Source organism: Burkholderia sp. FERM BP-3421 (assembly GCF_028657905.1).
Classification (GTDB): domain Bacteria; phylum Pseudomonadota; class Gammaproteobacteria; order Burkholderiales; family Burkholderiaceae; genus Burkholderia.
The window spans coordinates 509,742-528,413 of the sequence record NZ_CP117782.1 but is presented as its reverse complement, the minus strand read 5'-3'; the positions used below and the strand labels follow the sequence as shown (position 1 = coordinate 528,413).

At 67.6% G+C, this 18,672-nt stretch carries 18 protein-coding genes; 6 read left to right on the top strand and 12 right to left on the bottom strand.

The genetic code is table 11. The annotated features are described in order from the left end of the window. Positions 1 to 120: 120 nt before the first annotated feature. Positions 121 to 1,050 (bottom strand): carbon-nitrogen hydrolase family protein, encoded by a 930-nt coding sequence (locus Bsp3421_RS18570; RefSeq protein ID WP_274002289.1) that lies wholly within the window; start codon positions 1,048 to 1,050, stop codon positions 121 to 123. Positions 1,051 to 1,131: 81 nt separating this feature from the next. Here Bsp3421_RS18570 and Bsp3421_RS18565 point away from each other — a divergent pair, with 81 nt between their 5' ends. Then, positions 1,132 to 2,052 carry a LysR family transcriptional regulator gene (locus Bsp3421_RS18565; protein ID WP_274002287.1) on the top strand — a complete coding sequence of 307 codons (921 nt, stop codon included), beginning with the start codon at positions 1,132 to 1,134 and terminating at the stop codon, positions 2,050 to 2,052. Between the two features lie 19 nt (positions 2,053 to 2,071). Here the strand turns inward: Bsp3421_RS18565 and Bsp3421_RS18560 are convergent, their stop codons facing one another. Then, a complete protein-coding gene (locus Bsp3421_RS18560; RefSeq protein ID WP_274002286.1) occupies positions 2,072 to 2,464 on the bottom strand; it encodes a transposase in 393 nt (130 codons plus the stop codon). Positions 2,465 to 2,877: 413 nt separating this feature from the next. On the opposite strand from Bsp3421_RS18560, the gene Bsp3421_RS18555 reads away from it, so the two are divergent. Together Bsp3421_RS18555 and Bsp3421_RS18550 are read left to right on the top strand one after the other, a co-directional pair. Continuing rightward, positions 2,878 to 5,706 (top strand): TonB-dependent receptor, encoded by a 2,829-nt coding sequence (locus Bsp3421_RS18555; protein ID WP_274002285.1) that lies wholly within the window; start codon positions 2,878 to 2,880, stop codon positions 5,704 to 5,706. A gap of 192 nt (positions 5,707 to 5,898) precedes the next feature. Continuing rightward, positions 5,899 to 7,203: a DUF2242 domain-containing protein gene (locus Bsp3421_RS18550; RefSeq protein ID WP_274002284.1), complete on the top strand. Its 1,305-nt coding sequence runs from the start codon at positions 5,899 to 5,901 to the stop codon at positions 7,201 to 7,203. 42 nt (positions 7,204 to 7,245) lie between these two features. On the opposite strand, the gene Bsp3421_RS18545 is transcribed toward Bsp3421_RS18550, so the two are convergent. Together Bsp3421_RS18545 and Bsp3421_RS18540 are read right to left on the bottom strand one after the other, a co-directional pair. Further along, entirely contained in the window at positions 7,246 to 8,382 is a 1,137-nt protein-coding gene (locus Bsp3421_RS18545; RefSeq protein ID WP_274002283.1) for an AraC family transcriptional regulator, read from the bottom strand. A 158-nt stretch (positions 8,383 to 8,540) separates the two neighbouring features. Beyond that, positions 8,541 to 10,103 carry an MFS transporter gene (locus tag Bsp3421_RS18540; protein ID WP_274002282.1) on the bottom strand — a complete coding sequence of 521 codons (1,563 nt, stop codon included), beginning with the start codon at positions 10,101 to 10,103 and terminating at the stop codon, positions 8,541 to 8,543. A 216-nt stretch (positions 10,104 to 10,319) separates the two neighbouring features. On the opposite strand from Bsp3421_RS18540, the gene Bsp3421_RS18535 reads away from it, so the two are divergent. Continuing rightward, positions 10,320 to 11,285 carry a LysR family transcriptional regulator gene (locus Bsp3421_RS18535; protein WP_274002281.1) on the top strand — a complete coding sequence of 322 codons (966 nt, stop codon included), beginning with the start codon at positions 10,320 to 10,322 and terminating at the stop codon, positions 11,283 to 11,285. On the opposite strand, the gene Bsp3421_RS18530 is transcribed toward Bsp3421_RS18535, so the two are convergent. From Bsp3421_RS18530 to Bsp3421_RS18515, 4 genes are all read right to left on the bottom strand, one after another. Beyond that, complete coding sequence (locus Bsp3421_RS18530; RefSeq protein WP_274002280.1) at positions 11,220 to 11,966, bottom strand: SDR family oxidoreductase; 747 nt, start codon at positions 11,964 to 11,966, stop codon at positions 11,220 to 11,222. The two genes, Bsp3421_RS18535 and Bsp3421_RS18530, sit on opposite strands and share 66 nt — an antisense overlap. Before the next feature lie 41 nt (positions 11,967 to 12,007). Next, positions 12,008 to 12,448 carry a cupin domain-containing protein gene (locus tag Bsp3421_RS18525; RefSeq protein ID WP_274002279.1) on the bottom strand — a complete coding sequence of 147 codons (441 nt, stop codon included), beginning with the start codon at positions 12,446 to 12,448 and terminating at the stop codon, positions 12,008 to 12,010. Positions 12,449 to 12,502: 54 nt separating this feature from the next. Beyond that, positions 12,503 to 13,771 (bottom strand): FAD-dependent monooxygenase, encoded by a 1,269-nt coding sequence (locus tag Bsp3421_RS18520; protein WP_274002277.1) that lies wholly within the window; start codon positions 13,769 to 13,771, stop codon positions 12,503 to 12,505. Between the two features lie 217 nt (positions 13,772 to 13,988). Next, positions 13,989 to 14,309 carry a hypothetical protein gene (locus tag Bsp3421_RS18515; RefSeq protein ID WP_274002276.1) on the bottom strand — a complete coding sequence of 107 codons (321 nt, stop codon included), beginning with the start codon at positions 14,307 to 14,309 and terminating at the stop codon, positions 13,989 to 13,991. A 158-nt stretch (positions 14,310 to 14,467) separates the two neighbouring features. Between Bsp3421_RS18515 and Bsp3421_RS18510 the strand changes: the two genes are divergently transcribed. Continuing rightward, positions 14,468 to 14,896 carry a copper resistance protein NlpE gene (locus Bsp3421_RS18510; protein ID WP_274002275.1) on the top strand — a complete coding sequence of 143 codons (429 nt, stop codon included), beginning with the start codon at positions 14,468 to 14,470 and terminating at the stop codon, positions 14,894 to 14,896. 202 nt (positions 14,897 to 15,098) lie between these two features. Here the strand turns inward: Bsp3421_RS18510 and Bsp3421_RS18505 are convergent, their stop codons facing one another. Beyond that, positions 15,099 to 15,998, bottom strand: coding sequence for a LysR substrate-binding domain-containing protein (locus Bsp3421_RS18505; RefSeq protein ID WP_274002273.1), 900 nt, complete (start codon positions 15,996 to 15,998; stop codon positions 15,099 to 15,101). A 132-nt stretch (positions 15,999 to 16,130) separates the two neighbouring features. Here Bsp3421_RS18505 and Bsp3421_RS18500 point away from each other — a divergent pair, with 132 nt between their 5' ends. Then, positions 16,131 to 16,763 carry an FMN-dependent NADH-azoreductase gene (locus Bsp3421_RS18500; RefSeq protein ID WP_274002272.1) on the top strand — a complete coding sequence of 211 codons (633 nt, stop codon included), beginning with the start codon at positions 16,131 to 16,133 and terminating at the stop codon, positions 16,761 to 16,763. Positions 16,764 to 17,012: 249 nt separating this feature from the next. Here the strand turns inward: Bsp3421_RS18500 and Bsp3421_RS18495 are convergent, their stop codons facing one another. Genes Bsp3421_RS18495 through Bsp3421_RS18485 form a run of 3 tightly spaced genes read right to left on the bottom strand, consistent with a single transcriptional unit; the run spans position 17,013 to position 18,555 of the window. Continuing rightward, positions 17,013 to 17,576: a hypothetical protein gene (locus Bsp3421_RS18495; protein ID WP_274002271.1), complete on the bottom strand. Its 564-nt coding sequence runs from the start codon at positions 17,574 to 17,576 to the stop codon at positions 17,013 to 17,015. Beyond that, a complete protein-coding gene (locus Bsp3421_RS18490; protein ID WP_274002269.1) occupies positions 17,573 to 18,139 on the bottom strand; it encodes a transglycosylase SLT domain-containing protein in 567 nt (188 codons plus the stop codon). Before Bsp3421_RS18490 ends, Bsp3421_RS18495 begins: the two co-directional genes overlap by 4 nt. Next, positions 18,136 to 18,555, bottom strand: coding sequence for a hypothetical protein (locus Bsp3421_RS18485; protein ID WP_274002268.1), 420 nt, complete (start codon positions 18,553 to 18,555; stop codon positions 18,136 to 18,138). Before Bsp3421_RS18485 ends, Bsp3421_RS18490 begins: the two co-directional genes overlap by 4 nt. Between the last annotated feature and the right edge of the window lie 117 nt (positions 18,556 to 18,672).

The following is an 18,672-nucleotide window of genomic DNA, read 5'->3' as shown; positions in this document are numbered from 1 at the left end:
GCACTGTCGCGCCGCGCCGTCCCGACGGGGCTGGGCGGCGCGGCGCGAAACGCGCAATAGGGACAATAACCGACCCGCCGAAGCCGGGCGCGCCGCGGCGCGCGCCCGGGAAAATCCCGATCACGCGCCGCCGTCGAACACCACCGGCTGCTTCGGCCGCTCGTCCACGCGCAGCGAGAACACGTCGGCGCGCGCGTAGTGGCCGACCACGTCGAAGTCGTAGCGCGCCCGCACCAGATCCTCGGTGTCGACGCGCGCGGCGATCAGCCCCGCCTCGCCGACGAGCGGCCCGGCCAGCACGTCGCCGAGCGGCCCGACGATCACGCTGCCGCCGCGGATCAGCGGCCGCTCCGGGTCCCAGCCCGGCGCCGCCACGCCGAGCGCGCGCGGAGAAGGCTGCACCTGGCACGCGCTGACCACGAAGCAGCGCCCTTCGTGCGCGATGTGGCGCATCGTGCTTTGCCAGACCTCGCGTTCGTCGACGGTCGGCGCGCACCAGACCTGCACGCCCTTCGCGTACATCGCGGCGCGCAGCAGCGGCATGTGGTTCTCCCAGCAGATCGCCGCGCCCAGCCGGCCGGCCGCGCTGTCGACCACCGGCAGCGTCGAGCCGTCGCCCTGCCCCCAGATCAGGCGCTCGGCGCCCGTCGGCATCAGCTTGCGATGTTTCGCGACGAGCCCCGCGCGCGGCTCGAAGAACAGCGCCGTGCAATACAGCGTGCTGCCGCCGCGCTCGATCACGCCGACCACGAGCGACGCGCCGCTGCGCTGCGACAGCGCCGCCAGTTCGTCGGTCTCGGGGCCGGGCACGTCGATCGCCTGGGCGTAGTAGCGCGCGAACGCGTCGCGACCTTCCGGCAGCCGATAGCCGAGCCGGGTGCCGAAGATCTCGCCCTTCGGATAGCCGCCGAGCACGGCCTCCGGCAGGACCACGAGCGCGGCCTCGCGCGCGCGGATCTCGGCCTCGTAGCCGAGGATGGCGTCGAGCGTGGCGCGCGTGCCGTCGGGGGAAGCGCCGAGCTGCAGCGCGGCGATGACTGAACTGGGCATGGTCGAAGGTCTCCTGTCGTGGACCGCGCCATCTTTGCCGATATGATGGGCATCGATCAAATCGATACCGACATATCTGATATGAGCCCCATCGATATCGCACGCGTGGACCTGAACCTGCTGAAAGTGTTCGAGGCGCTTTACGAGGAAGGCGGCGCGAGCCGCGCGGCGTTGCGGCTCGACCTCACCCAGTCGGCCGTCAGCGCGGCGCTCGCGCGGCTGCGCACGCTGTACCGCGATCCCCTGTTCGTGCGCACCGGGCGCGGCCTGTCGCCGACGCCGCGCGCGGACGAACTGAAACCGATCCTGTCCGACGCGCTCGAACGCTGCCGGCAAAGCCTCGCGATGAGCGCGGACGCGGGCGAACAGGTCGGGCGGACCATCTCGGTCGGATTGTCGGATGACTTCGAGATCGCGCTCGGGCGCGCCCTGATCGATGCGCTCGCCGCGCAGAGCCGCACGCTGCGGCTGATCTTCCGGCAAACCCACAGCGGCATCGCCGGCGATGCGCTGCTGGGCCGGCATGTCGATCTCGCGCTCGCCTCGGGCGGGCTGTCCGCGAGCGGACTGAGCCGGCGCGTGATCGGCGCGGGCGCATATGCGTGCGTGCTCGACCCGCGCGCGGGCGCGCCGCGCCGGCTGACGCTCGCCGATTACCTGCGGCGTCCGCACGTGCTGATCTCGTCGGGGGGCGTGGTCGGCATCGTCGACGAAGCGCTCGCGGCGCTCGGGCGCGAGCGCCGCGTCGCCGCGGCCACCACCCATTTCGCCGCCTTGCCGCACCTGCTGCTCGGCAGCGACGCGGTCGCGACGATTCCCGCGCATGCGGCCCGCGCGCTCGCGCGCGCGACGCCGCTCAAGGCTTATGCGTGCCCGGTCGCGCTGCCGGCGTACGCGATCGAGCTGGGCTGGCGCACGAGCGCGGCGCGCGACCCGGCCATCATGCGGGTGCGCGACGCGCTGCTCGACTGCGTGGGCCGCATGAGCGGCGCGAGCCGCTAGCGGAACCGTCCGCCGCGCGTCATTCGGCGGGCGGCCGCCACGATTCGGGCGCGCGCCACGCGAACGCGCAGGGTTCGGCGCGGCGCGGCAGCGCGAGCGGCTTCAGCGCCAACGGCCCGATCCGCCCATCCAGGGATATCGCGCGGCCGCCTTCGCGCAGCCGCTCGATCACGTCATGCAGCGAGCCGTTGTCGAGCCACGCCTCGAAACGCCGCCGACAGGTCGGCGACGACGGGAAACGCTCGGGCAGCGCGCCCCATCCCTCGCCGTTCGCCAGCACCCACAGCATCGCGTCGATCACCTTGCGCGCCTCCATGCGCGGCCGGCCCGAGCGCCGGCCATGCGTGCGCGCGTCGTCCAGCAGGGGTTCGACCTGTGCCCATTCGTCGTCAGTCAATGCCTCGATCTGCATGGTCGCTCACCTCGATCCTCCGTTGTGTCCTCGATGTCCCATCCGTCGCAGGGCGGGAACTCAAGATACAGGAGGCCACTGCTTCGCTAAATGCAATGTTGTGCTTTGCAAAGCGCCATCCGGCATTTAGCCGTATCGCCCACCTTTCGTTTTCATGACGCGCCGCTGTCACAACGGACGAATTGTTGCTCCAACACGATTAATTCAATTTGATTAGCGATCACTATCAATCACATTGATATGAGTAAACATTGTTTGACCGTGATTGATGCGGATCGATAAATTACCGCGGATTTCAGCCGGTCCGTAACGCCGCGACGCATGCCACGTCGCGACGCCTCACGCCGGCCGGCCGGTTTCTCCCATCCACATAACGACATTGCGCAGCGGCGCAGGCCGCATGCAGCCGGATCATGAACGACAAGAACAAGACAAAGTGCGCGATGCGAGCGCGCGCGGCCTCGCTCGGGGTGCTTGCATCGCTGGCCTTCACGACCGGCGCGCGCGCGCAGGATCCGCCGGACGCCGGACCGCCCGTCGCCGCCTCGGCGGCCGCTGCGGCATCCGTACCCGCCTCCTCGACCACGTCGACCGCCGCGCCGCCGACGGCGGCCTCCGCCGCCCAGCCCGGCACCGCCTCGCTGCGCAAGTTCGTCGTGACCGGCTCGCGGATTCCGCGCACCGAGAAGGAAGGCGCGACGGCCGTCACCGTGATCACCGGGCAGGACCTGGAAGCGCGCGGCTATCGCAACGTCTACGACGCGCTCCAGCAGCAGACGCAGAACACCGGCTTCACGCAGGGCGCCGACTACGGCAACACCTTCACGCCGGCCGCCAACGCGATCAACCTGCGCGGGCTCGGGCCGAACCACACGCTGGTGCTGGTGGACGGCCGCCGGGTCGCCGACTACCCGATCGCCTATGACGGCAACGTCAACTTCGTCAACCTCGCCAACATCCCGTCGGAGATGATCGACCGGATCGAGATCCTGAACGGCGCGGCGTCGGCGATCTACGGCTCGGACGCGATCGCCGGGGTCGTCAACATCATCATGAAGAAGCACATCGACGGCGTCGAGGTGAACGTCAAGGGCGGCACCACCCAGCGCGGCGGCGGCGCGAACGGCCGCCTGCAGGTCTCGGGCGGCAAGACCTTCGGCGATCTCGACACCGTGTTCGGCCTCGAGGTCAGCCGCACCAATCCGATCTGGTCGTCGCAGCGCGACTTCATGTCGTCCACGACGCTCGAAGGCGAAACGCCGACGACCGTGTGGTCGCGCCAGAATCTCGACACCGGCGCCTATCTCGGCGCGCCCGGCGCATGCGGCAGCCTGCGCGGCATCGGCGCGTTCGGCGGCAGCGTCACGAGCAGCGGCAAGACCTGCGGCAGCGGCTTCGCGAAGCCCGCGTTCTGGACCACCCAGACCGCGAACACCAGCGAGAACCTGTACGGCGGCTTCGAATACAAGCTCAATCCGCACGCGACGCTGTTCGGCTCCGCCTCGGTCGCGCTGAACCAGACCGAGAACAACACGCGCGGCCCGAGCTGGACCTCGAACGCCGCGGGCGACGGCTACTTCTACAACCAGGCGACCGGCGCGAACGAGGTGTGGACCAAGCGCTTCGCCCCCGAGGAGATCGGCGGCGCGAGCACCTGGAACCGTCGCTGGGACGACCGCGCGGGCAACCTGATCACCGGCGTGCGCGGCGCGGTGCTCGACACCAGCTGGAACTACGAGCTGGCCTACAGCGCGTCCGGCTACCAGAGCCGCGCGACCCGCCCGCTCCTGCTGTCGGGCATCGACAACGACTTCCTCGGGCCGCGCCTCGGCACCACCGCGGACGGCATCCCGATCTACTCGCCCGATCCCTCGCACTTCTCGACGCCGCTGACGCCGGCCCAGTTCAACTCGTTGTATGGGCAATCATCGAGCCAGAACAACACCTGGACCCAGACCGTGAGCCTGAGCGCGAACGGCAACCTGTTCACGCTGCCGGCCGGCGCGGTGAAGGCCGCGGGCGTGATCGAGTACGGCACCCAGGGCTTCAGCAACACGGTCGATCCGGCGATCGCCCAGGGCGTCTACTACAACGCGGGCACGCCGCAGAGCGTGAGCGGCAACCGCAAGCGCTACGCGGCCGCATTCGAGCTGCGCATTCCGATCTTCCGGCAGCTCAACGCGAACATCGCGACCCGCTACGACGACTACCACTTCGCCGGCCAGAGCAACAACAAGCTGACCTACAACTTCGGCGTCGAATACCGGCCCGTGCGCGAGCTGCTGCTGCGCGGCAACTACGGCACGAGCTTCCGCGCGCCGGACATGAATTACATCTTCCAGGGCAAGACCGCCGGCTATTTCGAATCGACCACCGACTACTACCGCTGCCAGCAGTCCGGCCAGCCGATCAGCCGCTGCACGTACGCGAACGTGTCGCCGGGCAACAACTACGTGCAGACCGGCAACAGCAACCTGAAGCCGGAGAACGGCAAGTCGTGGGGCGCGGGCTTCGTGCTCGCGCCGACGCCGGATGTCGACCTGTCGGCCGACTACTACAACATCCGCATCGACAACCTCGTCACCGTGATCGACCCCGACAACCTGCTGCGCACCGAGGCCGCGTGCCGCTCGGGCCAGTCGAATCCGCAGTCGGCGAACTGCCAGGATGCGTTGAGCCGGGTGATCCGCAACCCGATGACGGCCGTGCTGAACCCGGGCGCGATCAACACGATCCTGGTCAACCCGATCAACGCGGCGATGGAGAAGACGACGGGCTTCGATCTCGCGGCCCGGTGGCGGCTGCGCACGCGCGGCTTCGGCAACTTCATGTGGACGGTCAATTACACGAAGGTGCTGAGCCACAAGTACCAGCAGTTCGCGAACGGCCCGGTGCAGGACCTGCTGCACTCGCTGCAGAACCCGACCGGCAATCCGGAATGGCCGGACAAGCTGATGCTGAGCCTGACCTGGTCGGTGCCGCGCTGGACCTCGACCGTGCAGGTCGAGCGCTACGGCAAGGTGCCGAACGCCGCGCAGACCGGCTATCTGACGCCGACCGTGCTGACCAACCTCAGCATCGGGCATCAGGTGACCAAGAACAGCACGCTGACCCTCGTCGTCAACAACCTGATGAACACCATCAAGCACGACGATTCCGGCGGCTGGCCGTACTACACGGTCGGCTACTACATGCCCTACGGCCGGACCTTCTGGCTCGAGTTCGACCACCGCTTCAACTGACGCCGGACGCGGCGCGCCCGGCGGCCTTCGAGGCCCGCCGGGCAAACGAATCTATAATAGCGGCCGGCCAGGTACCCGCCGCGCGGCGCACGACGCCGCGTCCCGGAGCGCGCAGGCATGCGCGAACCGATCGGCAACGGCCACCGTTCGCGTCAACCGGGTCGGCCCGCGCCGATCGCCTCGAAACTCGCCATGCACATCCGATTCCGACCGTTCCTCGCCCCGTGCGCGCTCGCGATTGCGCTGTCCGCGTGCTCGTCGACGCCGAAACCCCTGTATCAGCAGGAACAGTTCGACGCCGCGAGCAGCCCGTACACCCGCACCTTCCACGACCGCTCGGCCGCGACCTGCGAGGCGGCACGGCGCGCGCTGCTGAGCCAGGGCTACATCACGAACCTGTCGCGCGCGGACGCGGTCGACGGCAGCAAGAACTTCCAGCCGAGCAACGATACGCACGTGGTGATCGAATTCCACGTGGTCTGCGCCGACGCGAACGCGGACGGCACCGCCAGCATCGCCTACGTGAACGCGGTGCAGGACCGCTACTCGCTGAAGAAGACCAACACCTCGGCAAGCGTCGGGCTCAGCGTGTTCGGCTCGCTGTCGCTGCCGATCGGTTCGAGCGACGATGCGATGGTGAAGACCGCGAGCGAGACGATCCCGGCGGGCGTGTTCTACGACCGCTTCTTCAACCTGGTCGACCACTTCCTGAAGATCGACCCGGCGCGACGCGACAAGGCCACGGTCAAGGCGGCGGAGAAGGAGCCCGTGGTGCCGCTGCCGGAACCCGCCGCGACGCCGGAGGGCGCGCCGTTGAAGCTCGAGACGCCGGCCGCGCCGGGCGCGCAGGCCGAGCCGCCGCCGGGCGCGCACGCGGGGGCGGGGGCGGCCGCGCCGGGGGGCTTGGGCGTGTCGGCCGTTGTCGCGCCGGCGGCGGCCGCAGCCGTCCCAGCCTCCATGCCTGCTGGCGCCGGTGCCCCCGCCTCCGCGCCCGTCGGTGCGCCGGCGTCCGCACATGTTTATGCGCCGGCTCTCGCTACCCCAGCGTCCACGCCTGTCGGCATGCCCGCGCCCGCATCGGGCAACGCGCCGGCCCTCGCCGCACCCGCATCCGCGCCTGCTCTCGCCGCACCGGCGTCCGCACCGGTCAATGCGCCCGCTTTCGCCGTGCCGGCGTCCACACCGGCCAACGCTCAGGCTCAGGCTCCGGCCGCACCGGCGTCCGCACCGGCCAACGCGCCTGCTCTCGGCGTACCGGGCAGCACGTCAGCGTCCACCGCCATCGGCACGCCTGCCGCAACCGCTGCGCCCGAGACAACACCAACCCACGCGGCACCGGATGCATTCCCCGCACCGGCCTCCTCCCCCACCGCGACGCCGAACGCCGCCTCGCTTCCCGCAGCCGCCGCGCCCTCCGCGTCCGCGGCATCGGCCGCCGAACCGGCCGCTCCGCCCGTCAGTGCGTCGACGCCCGCGAATTCCGGCCCGCCGCAATAAACGCCGCGCGAGCGCGTCGCCCCCACCGCGCTCGCACCGCCCTCACACGCCGCTCGCGCGCAACCACGCGCCATAGTCGCGCGACGGATCGACGAGCCCCGTCCAGCGACCGCCCAGGCCCAGCGACCGGCTTTCCCGCGGCGTATAGCCGAAATACTGCTTGTACGCGCGACAGAACTGCGTCGGGCTGTTGAACCCATACCGGTAGGCCAGTTCGGAAATGGTCCGGTGCGACGCCTGATGCGCGAGCAGATGGCCGCGAATCTTGATGAGCCGGCGCCGCCGGATATAGGTGGCCACGCCGTCCATCGGCGCGAACAGCCGGTACAGCGCCGAGCGCGACAGCCCCACCTCGCGGCAGATCTGCTCGACCTTGAGATCGGGCGAATCGAGATTCGCCTCGATGTACTGCTTCGCCCGCTCGTGTTGCAGATGTTCGGCGCCGTAAGGCGACTGCTCGGCCACGTCCGCGCCGGGCGTGAACACCGCATGCAGCAGGTTCAGCACGCCCTGCGCGATGTGCGCGATCTGTTCCGCACGCAGCACCGGCAGGTAGCGCGCGGCCAGCTGCAGCTGACTCATGAGCAGCAGGCTCGCGTGGCAGTTCAGGATCCGGCCGTGCAGCACGCTCGCCGAGACGGGAATCATGCTGCGCGGCACGGTGAGAATCAGCGATTCGCCCTCCGGCACGGTCGCGCTGAAGGGCTTCGACATGTCCAGCAGCGCAAGGCACGAATGCGGTTGTTCGCGCCCCTGCCCGTCGATTTCGTAGCGCACCGTGTCGTTGCAGTTCAGCAGCAGGTAGAAGAAATCGAAGCCGTCCTGCCGGATCAGCGTCGTCGTCCGCACGAAGCGATAGCTCGACGGCGCGGCCGCCGCGCTGCTCGCGAAGCGCCGGAAGCCGAGCAGCATCTGGCCGAACGGCACATCCGCCTGATCGAACGCGAAGCCGTCGTCCGACTCGTCGCACATCGTCAGTTCGCGCAGGCGATTGTGCTCGGCCCACGATTCGAAGCGCTGCCCGCTCGGATAGTCCCGCGTGGAAAAACGATAGCCGTCGAACGTGCCGCCCATCCAGGCAGGCCGCTCGCCGAGCCCGCGCCCGCCGCCCTCGGGGGTCGGCAAAGGCATGCGCGGTGCGGCGCGCGCCTCGACGCACTTCTCTTGCACGTATTCCATGATATGTCTCGTTGTTTTTGTGGTTTACATGACGAATCCCCGCCCGTCGTCCGGGCGAGGCAGGCGGCCACGCCGCCGCTTCAGGCGCCCTCATCGGCGGCGCGGCCGGGCGCCCCTCGGAACCCGGCCCGACCGCGCCGCCTACGCCTGGACGACGCTCAACCGGCGTCTTTACTCAAGGACGCATCGGGCAACGACACGTCGGCCTCCTCGTGCGTCCGGACCGAGCCCAGCGCGGCGAACACGACGAACGCCGTGACGACGGCCGCCGCGGCCAGCAGATAGAACTGGAATTCGAAAGCGCCGTTATAGGCCTGCAGCAGCAGCGAGCGCGTCGCCCCCGGCAGCAAGGAGGTTGCGTGCGCAACATCCGAGATCGCGAGCCGGTTCGCCGCCTCCTTCAGCACCTCGGGCTGCGCGCCGGCGATCGCCCCACGACCGAGCGTATCGAAGATCCGCGCCGACAGGATCGCACCGACCACCGCGATCGCCACGCCATCCGCAGCAAGCCGCACCGCGTTGAAGATGCCGGTGGCCATGCCCGCGCGCTCCTTCTCGACGACGCTGACCGCCATCCCATCCATCAGCCCCCACGGCAGGCCGATGCCGACCCCGATCACGACGAGCGGCGCGACCGCGTTCGCGAGCGTGCCCGACGCCATCGCGACGCCGAGCCAACCGAGGCCAACCGCCGCGATCAGCAGGCCGACCCCGGAGATCACGCCGGCCGTGAACCAGCGTGCGAGATATGCCGCGACGAACGGCAGCACCAGCAGCGGCGCGGACAGCGCGATCATGAAACGCCCGGCCTCGAACGCGCTCTGGCCGTCGATGCCCATCAGGCGCGTCGGCAGCAGCAGGATCAGCACCACATAGGTATAGGCCGGCGCGGCCGCGAGCACCTGCACGCCGATGAAACGCGCGCTGCGGAACAGCGACAGATCGAGCATCGGCCGGCGCACGCGGGTTTCGATCACGATGAAAATCGCGAGCAGCACGGCCGACACCAGCAATGCGCCGATCACGACGCGGCTGCCCCAGCCGTTCTCCGGCACGAGCAGGATCGCGTAGGTGAACAGCCCGAGCGTGGTCGTGAAGCTGATCGCGCCGGGCCAGTCGAGCCCGGCCGCATTCGGGTCGCGCGACTCGCGCGCGGCGACCTGCACGAACAGCACCACCAGCACGCCGAGCAGCGCAGGCAGCCAGAATACCCACTGCCAGCCGAGCGTGTCGACCAGGAAGCCCGCGACCAATGGGCCGAACGCGGCGCCGAGCCCGAAGGTCGTGCCGATCATGCTGAACACCTTAGTGCGGTCGCGTCCGTGGAATTCCTGCGCAAGCGTGGCCATCGCGCCCGCAAATGCCGCGGCCGCGCCGAGCCCCTGCACGAGGCGCAGCACGTCGAGCGCGAGCACGCTCGGCGCGAACGGGATCGCGGCCGTCACGAGCACGTAGGCAAGCATGCCGAGCAGCCACAGCAGCTTGCGGCCATAGACGTCGGCGAGACTGCCCGCCGCCATCGTCGCGCTGCCGTAGGTCAGCAGATAGGCATTGGATACCCAGTTCAGCTCGACCGCCGTGCCGCCCAGCAAGCGATTGATCGATGGAACGGTCACGACGGGCCCCGCGATGCTGAGCGGGATCAGCACGGCGGTCATGCACGCCGTCAGCAACAGCAGGTTCGCTGGACCCCGGTTCGAATGCAGCTCGGATTGGCTCATAAAAATTGGCTCGTAGAATTCACTGCGGATCGGGAACGGAAGAGAGATGAGGTTCCGCGCGCTGGCTCGCATGCCCGGCGGAACCGCGCATGCCAATGCGCGCATTGCCTGGAAACCGCTTCAACCGGTTCACCCCAAGCGTACGAGATTCGGCACGGAAGAAAAATCACATATGATTCCTTTGTCACGGGAAATATATTCCGCACTGGAAGGGCCATGGATAAGCTGAGTGGCATCACCGTCTTCGTACAGGTCGCCGAAACGCGCAGCTACGTGGGCGCCGGCCAGCAGCTCGGGCTGTCCGCGTCCGCGGTCGGCAAGAGCATCGCGCGCCTGGAAAAACGCCTGGGCGTCCGGCTGCTGCATCGCAGTACCCGCAGCATGAACCTGACCGCCGAAGGCGCGCTCTACCTGAAGCGCTGCCAACACATCCTCGCGGAAGCCGCAGCGGCGGAATCCGAGCTATCGCATACGCTCGACGCCCCGCGCGGCAAGTTCCGCGTCAGCCTGCCGCTCGTGCGCGACCTGATGCTGCCCGTCATCGCCGCGTTCATGCGGCGCTACCCCGAGATCGAACTCGACATCGACTTCACCGACCGGCTCGTCGACCTGATCGACGAAGGCTTCGACGCCGCGGTACGCACCGGCGCGCTCAACGATTCGCGGCTGATGTCGCGCGAGCTGGGCGCCTACCGCCTGCTGCTGGTCGGCTCGCCCGACTACTTCGCGCGCAAGGGCGTGCCCCGGCGGCCCGCCGAGCTGTGCGGGCACGATTGCCTCCAGCACCGCTTCCCCACCACCGGCAAGCTCGAGAAGTGGCCGCTCAGCACCGACTCGCCCGACGACAGCCTGCAGCTGCCGGCGCGCATGACCTGCAACAACATCGAAACCCTGCTGCATGCCGCGAAGGCCGGCCACGGCATCGCGTGCCTGCCGGACTTCGCGGTCCGCGGCGCGCTCGCCGCGGGCGAATTGCAGGTCGTGCTCGACGCGTACACGCAAAATGCCGGCGTGTTCCGCGTGCTGTGGCCATCCGGCAAGCATCCGACGCCCAAGCTGCGGGCGTTCGTCGAATTCCTGCACGCGAACCTGTTCACGACGCCCACCCCCGCGCTGTCACACGTGAATCATGCCGCCGTCGACGACGATCTCGGCGCCGAGCAGGAAGCTCGACTCGTCTGAGGCCAGGTAGACGGCGGCCTTCGCCACGTCCTCCGGCGCGCCGACCCGACCGGCCGGAATCATCGCGCTGACCTCCTCGAATACGCGTTCGGTATTGCCGATGCCGAGCTTGTCGAACGCGGGCGTGCGGATCGGCCCGGGGCTGATGCTGTTGACGCGGATCCGCCGGTCCGTGAATTCGCCCGCCAGCACGCGCCCCATCGACAACAGCGCGGCCTTGCTCATCGCATAGGCCGCGCTCACGCCGCTGCGCCCGAGGTGCCCGCTGACCGAGCCGCACAGGATGATCGAGGACGGGGCCGCCATCAGCGGCGCCAGCGCCTGGATCAGGAACAGCGGCCCCTTCACGTTGATCGCCATCAGTCGGTCATAGCTGTCCTCGCGCTCCGCGTCGAGCGCGTGGCTCGTGACGATGCCTGCGTTGACGAACAGCGCATCGACGTGCGGCCAGCGCGTGCGCAGCGTGTCCGCGAGCGCGCGCTGCGCGACGACCGAACCGGCGTCGCTGCGGATCACCCAGACGTCGCGCCCGAAGCGGCGCTCCGCCGCCGCGAGCGTGTCGGCGTTCTGCCCGGTGAGCGCGACGATCGCGCCCTCCTCGAGAAACTGTCGGGCCGTCTCCAGCCCGATGCCCGTCGTGCCGCCCGTGACCAGCGCATACTTTCCGTTCAGCCTGCCCATGCCCCCTCCCTGGATTGATCGAGATCGGCGCGTCGCGCCGCTCACTGCTCTTCGCGCAACGCGACGCCGAGGTTCTGCAACAGCGGCGCGTTCTCGCACGCCACGTACAGCGCGTCGTCGCTGTCGCTGTCGTTGCAGTGCTGGTGCCATGCCCAGGTCGGGACGTAGAACGCATCGCCGCCCCGCCACGTGATCCGCGCATCGCCGATCACCGAGTGCCCCGCGCCGCGCACCACGTAGATCAGCGTTTCGTAGCTGTGCCGGTGCAGGCGCGTCGACTGGCCAGGCTCCAACCCGCCGAGCGTCATGCTGATGGTCCGGCTCGGCAGGTCGACCACGCCCACCGCGTGCCGGCGCGCGCGGCTGAAATCCGTCGCCGCCGAGGCCAGCACGTCGCGATGGACGAGTCGCTCGGGCGCGGACGCCGTCAGCGTGTCCGGCACGATCGCAAAGTCTTTCGACGAATAAGACGTCTGAGTCATCTTCGAGTCTCCGTGAAGCGGATGAAATGCGGTCATGCGCAACGGCCCGACGGCTCAATGCACCGCCGACGCCGGCTGCACGGCGCGCGCCGCCGCCTGCGGCAGGCCGAGCAGCTGCTGCAGCACCGCGCGCAGGCGCGCCGCGCAGGCCGCCTCGTCGCCAGGCGACGTGCCGATCCAGGCGATATGGCCGTCGGGCCGGACCAGCACGCACGACGATTCGTCGAAGCCGCAGCGCGCATAGAGGTCGCCGTACAGATCCTCGACCGCCTCGCCCGGGCCGATCACGCTCGCGCGCACCGGCAGGCCGATCTCCGTCGCGCAGCGCTTCGCGGCCAGCGCCCACGCGCGTCCGGCGATGCCCGTCAGCACCGTGAACGCACCGCGCCCGACCAGATCGAGCGACGACACTTCCTTGCCGCGCAGCGACAGCCACACATGCGGCACGCGCGCGCCCGCGACGAACGCCGAATGGAAGCGATGAAGGAGATCCGGATCCTCGGCGGGGGCGGGCTCCAGCGCATCGGGCGCGATCGCGCCTGAACGGTACAGGTGGTTAAGCTCCGTGCCGTGCCCGTTGAATTCATAGTTCTTCGCGCGCAGCGCGACATAGAACTGCTCGCGCCGGCGCTGCCCCGCCTCGCCGCCGAGCGTGAGATAGTCCTCGTCCATCGCGCCCGCGCGGTCGAGGCCGAGCGCCGCGCTGAGCGTGCGGCTCTCGTCGATGCTCTTCATCGCCCGCTCGACGATCCCGCGCCCGACCGGCGCGCGCTCGTCGCTGTAGGTGTCGAGCAGGCCCGCATCGGCCTGCCCCTTGATCACGTAGGCGAGCTTCCACGCCAGGTTGTAGGAATCCTGAATCGAGGTGTTCGAGCCGAGGCCGTTGTTGGGCGGATGGCGATGCACCGCGTCGCCGACGCAGAACATCCGGCCGTTCGAATAGCGCGTCGCGTAGCGGCTGTTCACGGTCCAGGTCGAGATCGAACGCACCTGGATCTCGGTATCGTAGTCGCCGATCATCTGCCGGAGGATCGCGGTCGCCTCGTCGCCGTTCAGCTTCGGCGGCGGACGATCGATGTCGTAGTTCCACACGCCGAGCCATTCGTGCCACGGGCGCACCATCCGCAATGCGCCGACGCCGATCCCGCCCGCCAGCGCCGCGCGGCTGAAGATCAGGAAGATCGCGCTCGGCCGGTGCTCGACGAGCGGCGCGAGGTCCGCGTCGAAGAAGATGTTGATGCAGCCGGCCTGGTTCTCCTTGCCCGTCATCGGCAGGTTCGCATCGGCGGCGACCTGGCTGCGCGCGCCGTCGGCGCCGATCACATATTAAATGTCTTCTTTCATGAAGGAGTGTACGTTTCCTCGCCATCCCGCCTCATTGGATCCGACGCGAGATATTTCCTATCACAATATCGTCGGATCTCATGCGTTATTTTTTCCACGAATTGCATTGTAGAAATTATTGATTTACAAAAGCCATGCAAATGATCCGACAACGATCATTCATTCGCCTTCATTCAAGCCTCCTTCTTCGTTCAATTCAATAAATCAACCTCGAATCAAAAACCGACGCGCACCATCCTGCAACGTGCGTCGATACCTCGATCGATGGGATTTCGCGGACTCGCGACTCAACGTGCGTGACAAGCGCGGGCAAACGCCGGTCGTTTCCGGCCGACGGATGCGGCAGGCGGTCACAGTCAGGATCGACCGGCACGAAGCAGCGCCACCCGAAGCCGGCGTCGCGCAACGCTTTGACGATGCGCACCTGCCGATCGATACCGTGGCGGTACAACACGGCGGCGGCGATCATCAAATGCACGCCCGCTTGCCAAAGCAGTCCGCCGAATGCGGAACGCAACGCATCGGCTCAAGTGCACGAAGCTGCCCTGGGTCGATAAAGATCCCACGCCGGAACGTAACGAAGCGCGGACGCTTCTTACAAAATCTGACACGCACTCCTTACAAATCTGAATATCATGCGGACAGCATGATCCACTCATCGCAACGAGGTCCGCATTGAAATCGACGCTTCTTTCCACGACCCTGATCGCCCTGAGCCTCTCGGTACTCGGCGCTTGCCATGAACGCGCCGCGACCGACGCCGGCGCGCAAACCACCGCGGCGCTCGCGGCCGGCCGTTTCGAAGGCACCTTGCCGTGCGCCGACTGCGCGGGCATCAAGACCACGCTTACGCTCACGCACGACGGCAGCTACACGCTGGTCGAGCAGTACGAAGGCACCGCGCAATCCTCGACGCCGGAGGCCATGAAAGGCAAATGGTCGCTCGACGGACAGAACATCCGCCTGGCGTCCGAGCATGCCGCATCGGAAGCGCGCGCGCGCTTCGAGGTGCTGTCGCCCGACCGGATCCGCATGCTGGACCAGGAAGGCAAGCACATCGACAGCACGCTGCCCTACGAACTCCAGCGCGTCGCGCAGCCCTGACGCGCGCCGCGCCGCCAATCCGGGCGGCCCACGTTCGGTACGCGCCCACCGACTCGATGCCCGACAGCGCATCCCGCCACCGCGGCCACCGCGGCCACATCGAGCACGACGACCGCGAGCAACGGGCGCATCGTGCAACGCGCCTCGGCGAACACCGCACACCTCCCCTCGCAGCAGTGTCCTCGCCGAACGCGATCCCGCGTCAGGCGCGGGCGCGTCTCGCCGCGCCCTGATTGCGCTTGCCCGCTCCCGTTCGAGCGGCGACCTCGTCGAAGATCGTCCCGGCGAATTCGACGGCCGCCGGCGCCTTGGCGTCGTAGGCCATGACGAATTCAATCTCCGGCAGCGCCGGCAAGCCCTCGGCCGCGCCCAATTCGCGCAGCGCATCGTCGATCGCGTTGCGCGGCACCGGCGCGATGGCGATGCCGGCCCGCGCGAATGCCCGGATGCCCGTCACGCTCGGGCTTTCGCAGGCAATCCGATACGGCATGCCGGCCAATGCGAGCGCCTTGATGGCCGACTCGCGGTACGGACACGGATCGGGGAAGCACGCGAGCGGCACCTCGCCCTCGGGAAGCGGCTCGTGTTGCGCGAATGCCCAGGCGAGCGGCTCGCGCCACAAGGTCGCGCCCGCGGCGGTGGGGGAACAGCGGCTGCCGATCACGAGATCGAAATCGCCGTCGGCATGGCGTTGGAACAGGCTGTCGCCGATGTCGACCGTCAGGTCCAGCCGCAAGCCTCGACGCGCCGCGCCATGGCGCCGCATCACGTCGGGCAGCCATGCGCCCGCGACATCTTCCGATGCGCCGATGCGCAGCTTGCCGCCGCACGCGTTGCCCGCGCCCAGGCGCGCCCTGGCCTCCTCGCTCAGGTTGAGCATCGCGCGGGCGTATCCGAGCAGCGTCTGACCGTGTTCGGTCAGCATGACGCTGCGCGTATTGCGCACGAACAGCACGCGGCCGATCTGCTCTTCGAGGCGCACCACCTGGGCGCTGACCGCCGATTGGCTCAGATTCAAGCGACGGCCCGCGCCGGTGAAACTGCGCACGTCGGCGACCGTCACGAAGGTATGCAGCAAAGCGGTGTCGAGAGGATTGCTCATTCATCACCTAATCGGGTTAATTCGATCAATTAATATCATTTCCAAATTATAAAGCGGCTCGATAGGCTGTGAAGCATCGTGGGCGGGCGCGCCTCCCGTGCGTCGCCGTCACGTTGACCAAGGACCGATTTCATGACACGCGTGCTTTATATCGAAGGCTCTCCGAACAAGGCGCACGCCGCGTCCATCGAGGTATGCGATGCGTTTCTCGATGCGTACCGGTCGGCGCATCCCGATCATGAGATCGAGAAGCTCGACATCTGGAACATGGTGTTGCCGGAATTCGACGGCGACGTGATGAACGCGAAGTATGCGGGGTTGAGCGGCGAGGCGTTGACGCCGGCGCAGGCGGCGGCGTGGCGGAGGATCGAAGCACTCGCCGCGCCGTTTCATGCGGCGGACAAGTTGCTGTTCGGCGTGCCGCTGTGGAATTTCAGCATCCCGTACAAACTCAAGCAGCTGATCGACGTGATCTCGCAGAAGGATGTGCTGTTTACGTTCGATGGGTCGGGGTTCGGCGGATTGCTGCGGGGGAAAAAGGCGGCGCTTGTGTATGCGCGCGGGCTCAGCTACACGTCACCGGGCTCGTTTACGCCGGCCGGCGAATTCGATCTTCAGCGGCCGTTCATGGAGACCTGGCTCAGGTTCGTGGGCGTGGAGGAGGTCGTGGGCATCGTGGTGGAGCGCACCTTGTTCGGCGCCGACGGGAAGGTGGATCGGCGTCGGGCGATCGAAGCGGCGCGGGAAATTGCGCTGACGTTCTGACCGTGCGGGGCTGGGGTGCGGGTATCCTCAGCGCCGTCGGCACGGCATTCGCCGAATAGGCGGGCCGCGCCTGACGAGCGCGTCGAGGCGCCCCGGAGAGGCGAATCGTCCCGGTCGGGACGCCATCTGCTCCGCTTCCTGGGTCGCGATACGGGGCGCGGCTGCCGCCGACTGACGATCGGCGTCTCCGGGCGCGTAACAAGAGATCGTTTGAACTGCCACGCAATCTCTATCCACTGAACCCGAACCTCACCGCGATTGCACCGGAAGCAGCGCTTTCGCCGAGGCCGGCAGCGTATCGGTTGCCGCGCTCTCGTCAGGCTGCCCCTTCCCCGCGACATAGCGATAGACGAGATACTTTTTCTCCGTCTCGTGCCCGATGTTCGGGATCACGACAAGCATTTCCTTGTCGCTGAGATAGAGCCATTTCGGCAGCGCCTTTTCCGCAAAATAGAGGCGTTCATCCGCGTGGGTCTGCGGATTCCGGCGGATCGCCACCCCTTTCAGATAGGGCGGCCCATACGCCAGAGCAAAGACCAGCACGCCGTCGACGCAGCGCGCCAGCGCGATCTGGCCGACGAACTGGGTATCCGGCATGTCGAGAAACGCGGGCTTCGCCTCCCCGCCTTCGTCGACGAAGAGCGCCTCGCCGTCCTCGCCGTGCGGTTCCGCCTTCAGCGTAGCGTGCGTGCCGTCCGCGAGCGTGCAGGACGTGACCGTGCGCAGCTTGCCCGAACCGGCATCGTTCGCGTGCGACGGCGCGCTCAAGCCCGCGGCTGCGACGCATGCCAGTGCAATAGCCCAGTGTTTCATTTGACCATGTCCCGCAGAAGTTGCATCGAATCCGGCTCGCCTTTCAGTTTTTCCGCGCAGGCGTTGATTTTCTTATAGTAGATCCCGTTCGCGACGCCGCGATATTTCTTGTAGGCGTCGTCGACCGACGAAGTCGAATCCACCCAGTACTGCATGTATTCGGTGCCCAACTGGATATTGGTGGCCTCATCGAAGATCTGCGGGGTTCCGTGGAAGGTCGCCGCATCCTGGAAGGCCTCTTGAGACTGCTTGTCGCTGGGCGTGTGGCCAAGATCCTTCTTCAACCGTTCCTTGAACACCTGCTTGGTGGCGGTCGAGGTCATCTGCATCAGGCCTTTCGCGCTGCTGCCGCCCGCTGCCGCGTTTGCGTCGAATCGCGACTCCATGTAGATCTGGCAGATGATCAGGTTCTCGTCGAGTGTCGAATGATTGTTGGCCTGGACCAGCGCCCGGATCTCGCGCAGCCGCGCCGAGTCGTCGACGGGCACCGGCACGGGCGCAGTCTTGGATTTCGGCGTCAGTTGGGCCGTCTGTTTCTTGACCAGCCTCTTCTTGGTGTTCATGCGCCCCGATCCCAGTCCGGATTCAACGGCGTGTACTCTTCATACACGTAGAGGGTCGCCGACGAAGCCGCATCATCCGAGATTTTCTTCGTACGCCCCTGGGCATCCGTGCGGCCCTCGATCTTATCCCCCTCCGCCGTCACGATCTCGTACGGCACGTCGGCCAGAGGCTTCCCCGTATAGTCGTCCGTCAGCAGGAAGAATTGATCGTGGCTCCAGCATGAGCATGTCGTGTGGTATCCCAGCGTGCCCAGCATCGAACACCCGGATGACTCGGATTGGATCGCGGCAAAGGGCACGCGATTTCCCATTGCGTCGAGGGTCGACGCGCCCGGCACGTTCGCCATGTTGGGAAACCGCGACAAGATGCCGTGCAGCAGCGCGCAATGGGTTTCCGGCTTGTGATCCGTTGGCATATCCCGCCCCGTGGTTGAAACGTGTTGTGTCGAATCAATCCGTCGTCGCGCCATGACCATCCAGTTCGACGATGCGGACAGGGTTCGCTCCCGGCATCGATCAAAACGGACCACCCG

Excerpts from the sequence above, each read along its gene's own strand:
- Bsp3421_RS18500 (WP_274002272.1), top strand. The coding sequence starts at position 16,131 with ATGACACGCGTGCTTTATATCGAAGGCTCTCCGAACAAGGCGCACGCC.
- Bsp3421_RS18540 (WP_274002282.1), bottom strand. The coding sequence starts at position 10,103 with ATGAGCCAATCCGAGCTGCATTCGAACCGGGGTCCAGCGAACCTGCTG.
- Bsp3421_RS18560 (WP_274002286.1), bottom strand. The coding sequence starts at position 2,464 with ATGCAGATCGAGGCATTGACTGACGACGAATGGGCACAGGTCGAACCC.
- Bsp3421_RS18565 (WP_274002287.1), top strand. The coding sequence starts at position 1,132 with ATGAGCCCCATCGATATCGCACGCGTGGACCTGAACCTGCTGAAAGTG.
- Bsp3421_RS18570 (WP_274002289.1), bottom strand. The coding sequence starts at position 1,050 with ATGCCCAGTTCAGTCATCGCCGCGCTGCAGCTCGGCGCTTCCCCCGAC.
- Bsp3421_RS18485 (WP_274002268.1), bottom strand. The coding sequence starts at position 18,555 with ATGCCAACGGATCACAAGCCGGAAACCCATTGCGCGCTGCTGCACGGC.
- Bsp3421_RS18535 (WP_274002281.1), top strand. The coding sequence starts at position 10,320 with ATGGATAAGCTGAGTGGCATCACCGTCTTCGTACAGGTCGCCGAAACG.
- Bsp3421_RS18495 (WP_274002271.1), bottom strand. The coding sequence starts at position 17,576 with ATGAAACACTGGGCTATTGCACTGGCATGCGTCGCAGCCGCGGGCTTG.
- Bsp3421_RS18525 (WP_274002279.1), bottom strand. The coding sequence starts at position 12,448 with ATGACTCAGACGTCTTATTCGTCGAAAGACTTTGCGATCGTGCCGGAC.
- Bsp3421_RS18505 (WP_274002273.1), bottom strand. The coding sequence starts at position 15,998 with ATGAGCAATCCTCTCGACACCGCTTTGCTGCATACCTTCGTGACGGTC.
- Bsp3421_RS18530 (WP_274002280.1), bottom strand. The coding sequence starts at position 11,966 with ATGGGCAGGCTGAACGGAAAGTATGCGCTGGTCACGGGCGGCACGACG.
- Bsp3421_RS18555 (WP_274002285.1), top strand. The coding sequence starts at position 2,878 with ATGAACGACAAGAACAAGACAAAGTGCGCGATGCGAGCGCGCGCGGCC.
- Bsp3421_RS18545 (WP_274002283.1), bottom strand. The coding sequence starts at position 8,382 with ATGGAATACGTGCAAGAGAAGTGCGTCGAGGCGCGCGCCGCACCGCGC.
- Bsp3421_RS18490 (WP_274002269.1), bottom strand. The coding sequence starts at position 18,139 with ATGAACACCAAGAAGAGGCTGGTCAAGAAACAGACGGCCCAACTGACG.
- Bsp3421_RS18550 (WP_274002284.1), top strand. The coding sequence starts at position 5,899 with ATGCACATCCGATTCCGACCGTTCCTCGCCCCGTGCGCGCTCGCGATT.